The organism is Pantoea sp. Seng, assembly GCF_009829935.1.
Classification (GTDB): Bacteria; Pseudomonadota; Gammaproteobacteria; order Enterobacterales; family Enterobacteriaceae; genus Pantoea; species Pantoea communis.
In genome coordinates, this window is record NZ_SZZV01000003.1 from 88,963 (window position 1) to 101,759 (window position 12,797).

At 54.4% G+C, this 12,797-nt stretch carries 12 protein-coding genes; 6 read left to right on the top strand and 6 right to left on the bottom strand.

Annotated elements, in window-relative coordinates:
* Positions 1–105 precede the first annotated feature (105 nt).
* Positions 106–1,017, bottom strand: coding sequence for a ketopantoate reductase family protein (locus FD737_RS03615; RefSeq protein WP_160832739.1), 912 nt, complete (start codon positions 1,015–1,017; stop codon positions 106–108).
* A 215-nt stretch (positions 1,018–1,232) separates the two neighbouring features.
* Between FD737_RS03615 and fusA the strand changes: the two genes are divergently transcribed.
* Positions 1,233–3,332 carry an elongation factor G gene (gene fusA, locus FD737_RS03620; protein WP_160832740.1) on the top strand — a complete coding sequence of 700 codons (2,100 nt, stop codon included), beginning with the start codon at positions 1,233–1,235 and terminating at the stop codon, positions 3,330–3,332.
* Between the two features lie 109 nt (positions 3,333–3,441).
* Here the strand turns inward: fusA and FD737_RS03625 are convergent, their stop codons facing one another.
* Together FD737_RS03625 and FD737_RS03630 are read right to left on the bottom strand one after the other, a co-directional pair.
* A complete protein-coding gene (locus FD737_RS03625; protein ID WP_370522991.1) occupies positions 3,442–4,227 on the bottom strand; it encodes a phosphate/phosphite/phosphonate ABC transporter substrate-binding protein in 786 nt (261 codons plus the stop codon).
* A complete protein-coding gene (locus tag FD737_RS03630; protein WP_160832742.1) occupies positions 4,124–5,173 on the bottom strand; it encodes a fatty acid desaturase in 1,050 nt (349 codons plus the stop codon). Before FD737_RS03630 ends, FD737_RS03625 begins: the two co-directional genes overlap by 104 nt.
* A gap of 217 nt (positions 5,174–5,390) precedes the next feature.
* On the opposite strand from FD737_RS03630, the gene FD737_RS03635 reads away from it, so the two are divergent.
* The gene (locus tag FD737_RS03635) at positions 5,391–6,413 is read left to right on the top strand and encodes an LLM class flavin-dependent oxidoreductase (RefSeq protein WP_160832743.1); all 1,023 of its coding nucleotides are present in this window, start codon (positions 5,391–5,393) and stop codon (positions 6,411–6,413) included.
* Between the two features lie 38 nt (positions 6,414–6,451).
* Here FD737_RS03635 and FD737_RS03640 read toward each other — a convergent pair whose 3' ends face one another.
* From FD737_RS03640 to FD737_RS03650, 3 genes are all read right to left on the bottom strand, one after another.
* Positions 6,452–7,279 (bottom strand): glycosyltransferase family 8 protein, encoded by an 828-nt coding sequence (locus tag FD737_RS03640; protein WP_160832744.1) that lies wholly within the window; start codon positions 7,277–7,279, stop codon positions 6,452–6,454.
* A 20-nt stretch (positions 7,280–7,299) separates the two neighbouring features.
* Positions 7,300–8,682: a D-arabinono-1,4-lactone oxidase gene (locus FD737_RS03645; protein WP_160832745.1), complete on the bottom strand. Its 1,383-nt coding sequence runs from the start codon at positions 8,680–8,682 to the stop codon at positions 7,300–7,302.
* A 74-nt stretch (positions 8,683–8,756) separates the two neighbouring features.
* Positions 8,757–9,398 (bottom strand): TetR family transcriptional regulator, encoded by a 642-nt coding sequence (locus FD737_RS03650; RefSeq protein WP_058962323.1) that lies wholly within the window; start codon positions 9,396–9,398, stop codon positions 8,757–8,759.
* A gap of 320 nt (positions 9,399–9,718) precedes the next feature.
* Between FD737_RS03650 and FD737_RS03655 the strand changes: the two genes are divergently transcribed.
* The 4 genes from FD737_RS03655 to FD737_RS03670 all read left to right on the top strand — a co-directional run bounded on the left by FD737_RS03655 (position 9,719) and on the right by FD737_RS03670 (position 12,386).
* Positions 9,719–10,846, top strand: a complete 1,128-nt coding sequence (locus FD737_RS03655) for a methionine ABC transporter ATP-binding protein (RefSeq protein WP_160832746.1) — start codon at positions 9,719–9,721, stop codon at positions 10,844–10,846.
* Positions 10,827–11,483 carry a methionine ABC transporter permease gene (locus FD737_RS03660; RefSeq protein ID WP_097116698.1) on the top strand — a complete coding sequence of 219 codons (657 nt, stop codon included), beginning with the start codon at positions 10,827–10,829 and terminating at the stop codon, positions 11,481–11,483. Before FD737_RS03655 ends, FD737_RS03660 begins: the two co-directional genes overlap by 20 nt.
* A 242-nt stretch (positions 11,484–11,725) precedes the next feature.
* The gene (locus FD737_RS03665) at positions 11,726–12,079 is read left to right on the top strand and encodes a type II toxin-antitoxin system RelE/ParE family toxin (RefSeq protein ID WP_160832747.1); all 354 of its coding nucleotides are present in this window, start codon (positions 11,726–11,728) and stop codon (positions 12,077–12,079) included.
* Positions 12,080–12,083: 4 nt separating this feature from the next.
* A complete protein-coding gene (locus FD737_RS03670; protein WP_097116700.1) occupies positions 12,084–12,386 on the top strand; it encodes a helix-turn-helix domain-containing protein in 303 nt (100 codons plus the stop codon).
* Positions 12,387–12,797: the final 411 nt, after the last annotated feature.

Consider the following 12,797-nt stretch of genomic DNA (forward strand, 5'->3'; position numbering starts at 1 on the left):
TCACGCCTAACCCCGTAGCGGCGCAATTCATTGCGCATAAGTCAGCGAATTAGCCTTCTCAGATTCGCGCGATAATATTGCACCGCAACGGTATTAACCTGCGATTTAACGATTCTGCAAATACACCTGCAAATTCACATACACCGCATTCAACAACGGCGTCACCACGCCACTGCGTGCGCCTCGCACCAGCAGATCGCCAATCACCTGGTCCGCCTCAATCTCATAACCCTGGGTTAAGTCGCGATACATCGAGGAGGTCATCGCCACCTGCGGATTATTTAGCGTCTCATAAATCTTTGCCGTTACCGCTGGCCGTTCCTGATAGCCGTCAGCACCAAGCACGGAAAGCACCTCAGTAAAAATGCCCTGCAACAAGGCTTCACCACCTTGGGATCGCAACACCTGTTGGGTATTACCTCGCGCGATGCAGCACACCGCCCCTAATGTGCTCAGCAGCAGCCACTTCTCCCACAGTTCGCTGATGATGTTGTCAGCAAAGACCGTATCGAACTGCGCGATGTTCAGCGTCTCATTGACACGTTGCAGACGTGCATCATTGTGCCCATCGAGTGCACCGTAGTAGAGAATATGCAGCGGCGTCATCTGCACCACTTCACCTTGTTCACCCAGCGTGGCGTTGATTTTGCACAAGCCGCCAATCACCTTGTCGCCAAAGCGTGCGCGCAGCGTATCGATATGGCGCATACCGTTAAGGATCGGCATGATCAGCGTTTCTGGCCCAACGGCGGGTGCAATATCTTCGATAGCCTGATCGAGCCCGAAGCTTTTCACCGTCAGGATAATCAGATCAAACTGGCCTGTCAGCTTGCCGGTTTGCGCCAGCTGCGGGTGAATCACTTCTGTGCCGCCCGGTGTTTTTAGCACCAGACCGTTTTGATGCAGTTGCTGAAAACGGCGCTCGCGCACCAGAAAAGTCACATCACGTCCTGCTTGCGCCAGACGTGCACCGAAATATCCGCCGGTGGCACCGGCGCCGACAACCAGAATGCGCATGGTTAGATTTCCCGTTGAGAGTGAGACCCTTACCATAAATCGGGAAGGGTCGGGCTTGCCAGCCCGTAAATGCTGAAACCGTCACAAGATTTTTCCGATGGCTAAAAAAGGCTCAAACTGTTCGTATTTACTCGTACAATGGGTCTATGCTGTTGCGCAGCGGCGGGCAATGGTGCTCGCCCCATTTATCCAGTCGAACAGACTAAGGACGCATCATGCCCCGACCCCTACCTATCGAACGTTATCGCAATATCGGCATCTCCGCGCACATCGATGCCGGTAAAACCACCACCACTGAGCGCATTCTGTTTTACACCGGGATGAGTCACAAGTTGGGTGAAGTGCACGATGGCGCGGCAACCACAGACTGGATGGCGCAGGAGCAAGAGCGCGGCATTACCATCACCTCGGCGGCAGTAAGCTGCTACTGGCCGGGCATGGATGGCAGCTTCACGCCGCACCGCATCAACATCATCGACACACCCGGACACGTCGATTTCACCATCGAAGTGGAGCGATCCATGCGCGTGCTGGATGGTGCCGTGATGGTGTATGACGCCGTCGGTGGCGTACAGCCGCAATCGGAAACCGTGTGGCGCCAGGCCAACAAGTATCATGTGCCGCGCATTGCTTTCGTTAATAAGATGGATCGCCAGGGTGCGGACTTCTTCCGCGTGGTGCAGATGATGAAAGATCGTCTGCATGCCAACCCCGTGCCGATTGTGATTCCGATTGGTGCGGAAGAGCACTTCGCAGGCGTGGTGGATCTCAACAAGATGCGCGCCATCTATTGGGATGACGCCAGCCAGGGCATGACGTTCAGCTATGCGCCGATCCCTGATGAGTTGCAGGCGCTGGCTGCCGAATGGCGTGAGAATATGGTGGCCGCTGCGGCGGAAGCCAGTGAAGCGTTGATGGATCGTTATCTGGAGCAGGGTGACCTGAGCGAAGAAGAGGTCATCGCGGGCTTACGTCAGCGCACGTTGATTGGCGAGATCCAGCCGATGCTGTGTGGTAGCGCGTTCAAAAACAAAGGTGTGCAGCGCATGCTTGATGCGGTGATTGAGCTGATGCCGTCGCCGCTGGACGTGCCGCCGGTTTCCGGTGTGAACGAAAAAGGCGAGCACGATGAGCGCCATGCTGATGACGAGGAACCGTTCTCGGCGCTGGCCTTCAAACTGATGAGCGATCCCTATGTGGGCCAACTCACCTTCGTGCGTGTCTACTCCGGTGTATTGCGCAAAGGCGATAGCGTGTGGAATGCGGTGAAAGGACGCAAGGAGCGCATCGGGCGTATTGTGCAGATGCAGGCCAACGATCGTATCGAAATCGAAGAGATTCGCGCGGGTGATATTGCCGCCTGTGTGGGCTTAAAAGAGGTCACCACCGGTGAAACGCTGTGCGATCCGAATGCGGTGATCACCCTGGAACGCATGGAGTTTCCGGACCCGGTAATCTCGCTGTCGATTGAGCCGAAAACCAAGGCGGATCAGGAGAAAATGGGGCTGGCGCTGCAGCGCCTGGCGGCGGAAGACCCGTCGTTCCGCCTGCACACCGATGAGGAGTCGGGGCAGACGATTATTTCCGGCATGGGCGAGTTGCATCTGGAGATCATCGTTGATCGCATGAAGCGTGAATTTGGCGTGGAAGCCAACATTGGTCGGCCACAGGTCACCTATCGCGAAACCATCCGTAAAACGGTGCGCGATGTGGAAGGCAAGTTTGTGCGCCAGTCGGGTGGTAAAGGTCAGTATGGCCACGTGGTGCTGACGCTGGAGCCGCATGCAGCAGGCGCAGGTTTTGCCTTTGAAGATGCCACCAAGGGCGGCGTAGTGCCACGCGAGTTTATTCCTTCGGTGGAGAAGGGGATTCGTGAAGCGCTCAATTCCGGCGTGCTGGCGGGCTATCCAGTGGTGGATCTCAAGGCCACACTGACCTTCGGTTCGTATCATGACGTCGACTCTTCGGAAATGGCTTTCCGCATGGCAGCGATTTTTGGTTTCAAAGCGGCGGCTAAACAGGCCGATCCGGTGATCCTTGAGCCGGTGATGCAGGTGGAGGTGGAAACGCCAGAGGATTACGCCGGTGGGGTGATGGGCGATCTCTCTTCGCGTCGCGGTACGCTGCAAGGTATGGATGAGCGCTTTGGTGCGCGCATCATCCGAGCCGAAGTGCCGCTGTCAGAGATGTTTGGCTACGCCACCACGCTGCGATCCATGTCGCAGGGCCGTGCCACTTACAGCATGGAATTTGCGCATTACGCTGAAGCGCCACGCAATGTGGCCGAGGGAATTATTGCGTCACGCGCAGAGTGATTTTTTGGGCGGCAAGGATGCCGCCTTTAAGCTGCGCGATATATTGCGTATAGCTGCAGCGCGATGAAAGATGGTCGTTGCGCGATAAATTACATCGCGGCTGTTCAAATCACAGCAACTTCACGCCATATTCCGCTGCTTGATCTTCCCACGCTTGCACCTCATCGTAAAACGCCCGCTCTGGCACCGCAAAACCGCTGATTAGACTCGCTGCCAGCAACTGCTGATGTTTCTTATCAGTAGTGAGTTCGGTCAAGGCGCTGCGCAGACGCTCAAGCGTTTTGGCATCGGTTTTTGCTGAGGTGATTAACGGCAATGCGGCACACAGCGGGGTTTCGCCAATGATCTCTAACCCGGCCAGTTCTTCAGGGTGATGAGCACGTAAAAGCGCCCAGGTGATGCAATCGATCGCCGCGATATCCGCTCGTTGTTCACGCAACGCGGCTAACGATTGACGATGGCTGCCACTCTGCAGCGCTTCACTGAAGAAATGCCCGTCGTGCGCCAATGGCGCGATCACGTAGCGCAGCGAGTTGTAGCCCGAGTGCGAGTCATCACTGTTGCATACGGCGCGGCGACCACGAAAATCGCTCAGGGTGAGATTTTCATCCTCTTTGCGCGCCACCAGCCAGCTGCGATAGCGCAGTCCCTCACAGCCTTGCGCGCTGGATTGAAACGCGCCGACCAGTTGCACATCGGGCAAAGATGTTACCAGTGGATAGCCGCAGGTCTGGCTTAACAGCAAATTAGTGTCGCGCCAGTGGGGTAAGAGTTCGTTGTGCCATTCAACCTCAGCCTGCACGCCGCGTTGTTTCAGCAGCGTCGTTAGCGCTGCGGTCAGGCCAAGCGTCGTTGGATGGTGGATATCGTACATCGGCAGTGAAATGATCGGCATGCTGTGCATCCTTGTGCGTTCCCGGATGGGCGTTAACGTTGACCGGTTTGCGCCAGAAGCGCAGCAACCACTCGCCATAACCCGCGACGCGGAAACCGTGATTGCGCTGATGGTAGCCGTCGCGATACAGCAGATAGACTTTGCGCAAGCCGTACCAGGGCAAACCGGGCAGATCGTGATGTACAGAATGATAGTTGAGATTCAGAAATAGCCAACGCCACGGCCAGGCGGCTTCATTGTTCACGGAGCGGGCCAGCGGGGCTTCTTCTGCGCGATGCTCGTAGAAAGAACGTATTTTGGTCAACGCCAATGCCGGATAACTCACGGCAACCACGAACCACAGCGGCGACAATCCTTGCTGCTGCATCCAGTAGAAAAGCCCAGCCAGCAGCGTCAGATGAATCACCCACATCGAAATAGCGGCACGATCACGCGCCAAAAGCATCATCTTCAGGGGCGCCACGATATCCAGCAGCGGACCTAACAGCAAACGGCCGGGAAACGTATTACGCAGGTGAATCAAGCGTTGCTGCCACGGCTTAAGCTGTGCCCAGCGTTCCGGCGACAGGTAATAGGTTTCCGGATCTTCATCCGGTTCGGTGAGGGTGTGATTACGGTGATGTGCCAGATGTGAATCGCGATACAGCCCATAGGGATACCACACCGCCAGCGGCAGGGTACCAAACAGCTGATTGAGCCTTGGAAAACGCGTGGGATGGCCATGGATCAGCTCATGCTGCAGCGACATATACCAGGTGGTGAAAACAATCAGCAGCAGAGTGGTTAAAAACAGACCCAGCGTTTGCCAATAGATGACGCAGCCAAACCAGCCGCCATACACCCCGACCATCAGCGCCCAGGTGGGCAGTTCACTGCGCCACAGCCAATTGCGGCCCAGCTGATGCACCACTTCACGCTGCTGTGCGTTGATATAGTCGTTTGCCATGCGGATGCCATAAACCTGTGAATCGGATGAATTCCCCGCAAGATGATTGATCACCGTGATAAACACAAAGACCGTGTTTTTATGACTTATGCAAAAAAGTTGATGAAGCGCGCGAAAACTATTGGCTATCAGTCACCTCTCGCCTGGCGTAACCTTTCTCCATCGAAACTTAATGCATCATGTGCGGGCCAGTGCGGTCCCCCTGGAGAATTTCACCATGAAAAAGATTGGCTTCTTATCCTTTGGTCACTGGACCCCGTCATCGCAGTCAGCCACCCGTTCCGCTCAGGATGTGTTACTGCAATCCATCGATTTAGCCGTGGCTGCAGAAGAGCTGGGCGCGGATGGCGCTTACTATCGCGTGCACCACTTTGCGCGTCAGTTAAGCTCGCCGTTCCCGTTGCTGGCGGCAGTCGGTGCCAAAACCAATCGCATTGAGATTGGTACCGGCGTGATCGATATGCGTTATGAAAACCCGCTGTATATGGCGGAAGATGCCGGTGCGGCAGACTTGATTTCTAACGGTCGTCTGCAACTCGGTCTGAGCCGCGGCTCCCCGGAGCAGGTGATTGAAGGCTATCGCTACTTTGGTTTTAACCCGAAAGAGGGTGAAACCGATGCCGATATGGGACGTCGTCACACCGAAGAGTTGCTGGAAGTGCTGCGCGGTGAGGGTTTTGCTAAACCGAATCCACAGCCGATGTTCCCGAATCCACCGGGCTTACTGCGTCTGGAGCCATTCTCAGAAGGGCTGCGTGAGCGTATCTGGTGGGGTTCCGGTTCAAATGCGACATCAGTCTGGGCAGCACAGCAGGGCATGAATCTGCAAAGCTCCACCCTGAAGGATGATGAAACTGGCGAACCGTTCCACATCCAGCAGGCGAAACAGATTCGCGCTTACCGTGAAGCCTGGAGAGCCGCCGGACATCAGCGCACGCCGCGAGTGTCAGTGAGCCGCAGTATCTTTGCGCTGACCAATGATATCGACCGTGCTTACTTTGGTCGCAGTGGTCAGGATCAGGACTCCGTGGGCTTCCTCGATGAGAAAACCCGCGCCATCTTTGGCCGTAGCTATGCCGCAGAGCCTGAGCAGCTGATCAAACAGCTAGCACAGGACGAAGGGATTGCAGAAGCCGATACGCTGCTGCTCACCATCCCTAACCAGCTGGGCGTGGATTACTGTGCGCACGTGATGGAAAGCATCCTGACCCATGTGGCACCGGAGCTGGGCTGGCGTTAAAACTAAAGAGGCGCACTTTGTGAAGTGCGCCTCTTTTCTTAATTCACCCCTAATTCCCACCACAGCTTATCCAGCGCATAGTAACGGTCGCGTTCGCTTTCAGATTGATTGAGATCGCGCTTCCACGGCTTGGCCAGAATAAAATGCAGGTTTTTTACATCCTCTTCACGCCACATAGCGCTGTGCTGGAACGGCAGCGTTTTCAGCGCGTTGTAGATATACGGCAGCGGCAGCCAGCGATTCTCAAACACTTCATTAAGCAAATCCTGCTCAGAGAACGGATAGCGGCGTAAATCAGTGATAGCAGCGACTTTTTGCTGTAGCCAGTTAAACACCTCTTCATCCGGTTCGAGCACCAAAAAGCCACCATTAAGATAGCGGTCCAGGCTGGCAGGTGCCGCTTCACCGCGATCCTGCCAGGTATAGTGGCAATTTTCCGGCTGCCAGCTGGCGGGATAACTGGCGATTTTATTCGGATTGCAGCGACAAGCGTGACAGGCGGCCAGCGCATGATCGCCGAGGTTCAGCGTGAACAGCTCATCCATATTGCGCAGCACCAGCATGTCGGCATCAAGAAATACCACGCGCTCACAGCCGGTCAGTTCCCATGCCCGCAGCTTGCTCCACACTTCACCAAATTGCGCAGAGGCATAATGCTGCTCCAGGTCCGCATTCGGCATCAGAGGCTCGACCGGATGAATCATACAGCCTAAAGCCTGCAAATCTTCACGTGTTTCGATGTCAATCGCATCGGTCACCATCACAATCAATGGCCATGCGGTTTCGCTGCGTTTTAGTGAACGGTGCAGCGCTTTCACGCCGATAAAATAATCCGGTTGTGTCAGTAGTGTTACCCAGGCGTACATACATTCTCCCCCGTCAAAATTCAATCAAACAAAGCCGTGACATAGTCATTGCTAAAACGACGCTGCGGATCGAGTTGTTCCCGCACCGCGCGGAACGCATCCCACTGTGGATAGATATCCCGCCAGCTGTAGCGCTGCGGATCGTAGTATTTTCCCCAGTGCGGTCGTCCGCCTTCTGCTGCCAGTAATTTCTCGACCTCGGTGAGGAAATGCAGACCGTCCTGTGACAGCGAACCGTCATCGGCGTAATAGACTACGAAGCCAAAGAAACAGGTCGGCTGCTGATACGCTGGACTGAGCCAGGCTTCTGACGCGCCCGTGCAGCGCAGAATGATGGGGTAGTGCATGTGTGGATGATTCTCGGCATACCAGGCTTTGATTTTGCTGATAATCTCCGGCGTTTTATTCAACGGCACACCAATTTCCACGTTGATTTGCGGCACGGCAATACCGCGACAAAACAGCTGATAGATGTCGCCGCTGAGGTCGGTGAAATCGCGGAAGCGCGTGACGGTGCGAAACTGTTTACCACCTTTACCTTCAATTTGCGTATCACGATGCATCTGCGCCAGCGTCTGATCGATGGTGTCATTCAGACTGCTATCAGTGTCGTCGCCATGCTCGATCACCTCGCCGCCATTGGTGTGCCACGCCTGAACATCTGCTTCACTGGCGGGGTTGGCATTCCAGACGTGCATCAGGTTGTCATCCACAAACCACCAGGCTTTGCTCAGCTCATACTGTTGATTCCAGCGCGGCAGATCCTGCTCCAGCGTATCGGCGGACTCGGCAAATTTATGGCAGGTAAACAGGCGGAACGGCTGGGTGCGCATCGTCACGGCGGTCACAATCCCCAGCGAACCTAATGAGGTTTGCGCCGCAGGGAAATCACTATCGCCACGTTGAAACTCCCGCACGCTGCCGTCGGCCATAACCATGCGGATGCTTATCACTTCATCCGCCAGTGAACTCTGATCCAATCCCTGGCCATGGGTGCCCGTCGCTATTGCGCCCGCCAGCGTCTGAACGGATATCACGCCTGGCGAACAGCCTAACATGCGATTTCGCGCGGTGAGTGCGTCGAACACATGCTGCAGCAGCGTGCCTGCCGCGAAAGTGATGCTGTCGTTATCCTCTCCCAATACGCCTTGCATGGCGCTGAGATCGAGTAACAGATCGTCGGCATTCACACACAGCATGCGGCCGGGTGATAAACGGCTGCCGATGACGCGCACTTTGCCTGTTGACGAACTCAGCAGCTGTTGCAGTTCGGCTTCGTTTTGCGGCTGATGAACTTGCTCACGCTGGCCCACCACGGTGTTTTGCGCCCAGTTCCACAGGACACTGTCGTGCTCGGTATTTTGCGGGTTGCGAAGGGGGTAAAGGAGGGAATCTCTGTTCACTACGGCGTTCCTTATACTGAGGTCTGTGACGGTCCCAAAGCTTTAAGCGTAGACCATCACAGCACTGCCCAGGTTTAAGGTGCCTTGCAGATGTAGCGCAGCGTTGCGGTCACGGCCAGTTGGCGGTTACGACGGATGCTGTCCTCTTCCGTATCCTCAGGGGTGAACAGGAAGTGGAAGGTGTAGCGGTTGGCGACGTGGTGCACACAGATACTGCTCAATAAGCGGTGCACGTCCACGGTGTTCAGGCCATCAATAAAGATGCCTTGCTGCTGACCGCGCGTCAGAATGTCATCCAGCAGATCCAGCGTACTTTTGTTCAACGCTTTGATGCGCTCGGACTGCACAATGTAGCGACCGCGCAACAGGTTTTCCGTACACACCAAACGCATGAAATCCTGATGGGTGGCGTGATAGTCGAAGCTGGCTTCGACCAGTTTAATCATCGCCTGCTCGGGTTCCATCTGTGCAAGGTTCAATCCGGTTTCGTGTTCACGAATCGCCTGATAGACCTGCTCCAGCACCTCGATATACAGCTTCTCTTTATTGACGAAGTGATACACCACCATGCGCTTAGTGGTCTGCGCGTGTTCAGCAATCTGCTCAAGGCGTGCGCCCTGCATACCGAACTCGGCGAAGGTTTTCAGGGCACCGGCAAGGATGCGTTTTTTCAGCCCTTCCGGGTCATTTTTACGTTTCGTTGTAGTGTCCGACATAGCGCTCAATAACAGGTCAATCAAAACGGCATGGTACCACAGCCGTCCTTTCACTTGTGGCGATGCGAGCGGCTGCGTGTCTTTATTCTTTTCAGGAATAGCATTCCCGGATAAATCATAATGCAGGAATAAGCATCTGCGTATACTGCGGCTATCTGTTCATCACGACAGTGTACTTTGACCGCTGCAATTATAACGATGAGGAAATAACTATGCACACTCGCCTGGCATCCGCCAAAACGACATTTTTGTTAACCGCTGGCGCTATGCTGCTGGCGGGCACTAAAGGCATCGGTGAAACGGCCTGGTAAGGATCTAGCATGACGATTTTCACAGGAGTCGAAGCGCCGTTTAGCGCGATAACGCGTGGCGTGGTAGAGAATGCGCAAGACCGTGAACGTTTTGCTCGCGAAAGCGGCAGCGTGGTGCGCTTGCAGGGCGTTTCACGTCGCTTTGGGCAAACTCAGGCGCTGCGCGATGTTTTACTAACGGTGCAGAAAGGTGAAATTCTCGGCCTGATTGGCCGCAGTGGCGCGGGCAAATCGACGTTGATTCGCTGTCTGAACGGGCTGGAGCAACCTGACGAAGGCGTCATTGAAATTGAAGGCCGGAAAATTACCGGCCTGTCGGAAAAACAGCTGCAATCTGTGCGTAGCCGCGTCGGTATGGTGTTCCAGCACTTCAACCTGCTGTCGGCGAAAACCGTGGCGCAGAATGTCGCGTTGCCGCTGAAAATTGCCGGTCTGGATAAGGTGCAACGTGCCCAACGCGTGGCGGAATTGCTGGAATTGGTGGGGCTGTCCGATAAGGCACAGCACTATCCGGCGGCGCTCTCAGGCGGTCAGAAACAGCGTGTTGGCATTGCTCGTGCACTGGCGGCAAGCCCGGCACTGCTGCTGTGTGATGAAGCGACTTCAGCACTGGATCCTGAAACCACCCGTTCCATTCTGGCATTGCTTAAATCGCTCAATCAAAAGCTGGGTATCACTATTCTGCTGATCACCCATGAAATGGAAGTCATCAAGTCGGTGGCGCACCGCGTGGCGGTAATTGACGCGGGTGAGATCATTGAGCAAGGCCCGGTGTGGGAGGTGTTTGCGCATCCGCAATCCGAGCTGACGCGCACCTTATTGCGTGGTTTGCTGCCGCAGCTACCGGAAGCGCTGGCCGCACGGGTTACCGAGAGGAGACAGGGCGAGGCAATTTACAGCGTGCACTTTGCTGGCGAGGACGCGCAGGGCGATTTGCTGACCCGATTTGCGGCGGCGTTGCCGGGCAAGTTCCACTTATTACAGGGCGGCATCGATCATATTCAGCACTACGCCGTGGTGCGCTTCTTTATTGCGCTTCCGGTCGCCAACGTGGCCGATGAGCAACAGATTCTCAGCTGGCTGCGCGCGCAGCAGGTGCAAGTGGAGTTAGTCGGTTATGTCGCCAGTGATGATTGATTTATTGCTCAACGCGTTGGGCGAAACTGTGTTGATGACGCTGATTTCAGGATTGTTTTCACTGGTTGCCGGTTTACCGTTGGGGCTGATTCTGGTGATGACCAGTGCAGGCGGCATCGCAGAACACCGTGGCATTAACCGGGTGCTGGGGCTGGTGATCAACGGCTTCCGCTCGCTCCCTTTCATCATTTTGCTGGTGGCGCTGATTCCGTTTACCCGCTTTCTGGTCGGTACGTCACTGGGGACGTGGGCGGCGATAGTTCCACTGTCGATCACCGCAACGCCGTATTTTGCTCGCGTGGCCGAAGTGTCACTGCGTGATGTGGAGCGGGGCCTGATTGATGCAGTACGCGCGATGGGCGCCAGCAAGCTGCGCATCGTCTGGGATGTGCTGATTCCTGAAGCGCTGCCCGGCATTCTCTCGGGGTTTGTGGTGACGCTGGTGGCATTAATCGGCGCATCGGCGATGGCGGGAGCGATTGGTGCGGGCGGATTAGGCGACCTGGCGATTCGCTACGGTTATCAACGCTTTGAAACCTCAGTGATGATCGCGGTGATCGCAGTATTAATTGTGCTGGTATGTGGCATTCAGTGGGTCGGCGATCGACTGGTGCAGCACATCGATAAGCGACACTAGACTTCGCGCATTGCATTCCATCATTGGCGACAGCAACGCAGATGTGGCACCTTTACCGCCCGCCGTGGATTAATATCGTCGTTGATTCTGTTCATGCCCGCTCTGGATAACTGAGCGGGCATTTTTTTGAAATCCTTATCGACACGTTTTAACAGAACAAGTGCATGATTCAAACTGCCTCGACACACTGATTATCGCCTTTAACCTATATAGCATTTGACCTATATCACAAGGAGCGTATCATGTGGCAAATAATTACAACGGACACGTTTGATGATTGGCTTGTAGCGCAAGACGACACTGACCGAGCCTGCGTTCTGTCCGCAATGATTGTATTGCAGCAAGCTGGCCCCGCATTATGCAGGCCCTACGCCGACTCCCTGAAAGGCTCTCGCTTTAGCAATATGAAAGAGCTTCTCATTCAGAGCAAAGGTGATCCTATTCGGGCATTTTACGCATTTGACCCCTGGCGCAGCGGTGTGTTGCTTTGTGCAGGTCATAAGAGTGGCAATGGAAAGCGTTTTTATGCTGAGCTGATCCCGCTCGCAGATAAAGAATTCACCCATCATCTTCAACGCGAAGAGAGAAAGGAGTAACGACATGGGCAGAACACTCAAACAGATTCTAGCGTCTGAGAAGTCTGAGGTAGTGGCTAAAGCTAACGCCATGGCTGAAGAAGTATTGTTAAATATCCATCTTGCTGAATTGCGTGAAAGAGTAAACAAAACGCAGGTAGAGATAGCGCAGCAATTAAATATTAAACAACCCACCGTGGCTGGAATGGAAAAGCCTGGCCGGGATTTAAAACTCTCGACGCTGAAGCGCTATGTTGAAGCGGCAGGAGGAAAACTGCGCCTCAACATTGAGCTTCCCGATGGCTCGCATTATGAGTTTGTTGTTTAATTCCCTTCTTTGACTTTCTATCCGCGAAAAAACAGTGCGATCTGGCGCACTGTTTCGCGTACTTGCACGCCGACTCACTCCTACCTGCTTGCTCCCCAACCCATGAAAATCCATCCCGCCACGTAACTTTTTGCATACATGAAAAATACAAAGGAAATACAATTAAGTAGTATGATTTTACCTTGGTTTGAAATTAATAAATTAATTTTCAATGAGTTATACGTATAACTTTTTCGAATTATTTTTTCAGATGAATTTTGGAGATGATCACAATCTCAAGTTTTGGGTGTCCTGGGCATGTTTACACCACCTGAAATTCAGCATAGTTTGAACATGGAGTTAACCTGTGATTAACAGACAAAAGCGAACAAATGCGTATTGGGTCAACACACCGCTAAACAATGATGAAGA

Coding starts and splice junctions, on each gene's coding strand:
- FD737_RS03615 (WP_160832739.1), bottom strand. CDS start 1,017: ATGCGCATTCTGGTTGTCGGCGCCGGTGCCACCGGCGGATATTTCGGT.
- fusA (WP_160832740.1), top strand. CDS start 1,233: ATGCCCCGACCCCTACCTATCGAACGTTATCGCAATATCGGCATCTCC.
- FD737_RS03625 (WP_370522991.1), bottom strand. CDS start 4,227: ATGCCGATCATTTCACTGCCGATGTACGATATCCACCATCCAACGACG.
- FD737_RS03630 (WP_160832742.1), bottom strand. CDS start 5,173: ATGGCAAACGACTATATCAACGCACAGCAGCGTGAAGTGGTGCATCAG.
- FD737_RS03635 (WP_160832743.1), top strand. CDS start 5,391: ATGAAAAAGATTGGCTTCTTATCCTTTGGTCACTGGACCCCGTCATCG.
- FD737_RS03640 (WP_160832744.1), bottom strand. CDS start 7,279: ATGTACGCCTGGGTAACACTACTGACACAACCGGATTATTTTATCGGC.
- FD737_RS03650 (WP_058962323.1), bottom strand. CDS start 9,398: ATGTCGGACACTACAACGAAACGTAAAAATGACCCGGAAGGGCTGAAA.
- FD737_RS03655 (WP_160832746.1), top strand. CDS start 9,719: ATGACGATTTTCACAGGAGTCGAAGCGCCGTTTAGCGCGATAACGCGT.
- FD737_RS03660 (WP_097116698.1), top strand. CDS start 10,827: ATGTCGCCAGTGATGATTGATTTATTGCTCAACGCGTTGGGCGAAACT.
- FD737_RS03665 (WP_160832747.1), top strand. CDS start 11,726: ATGTGGCAAATAATTACAACGGACACGTTTGATGATTGGCTTGTAGCG.
- FD737_RS03670 (WP_097116700.1), top strand. CDS start 12,084: ATGGGCAGAACACTCAAACAGATTCTAGCGTCTGAGAAGTCTGAGGTA.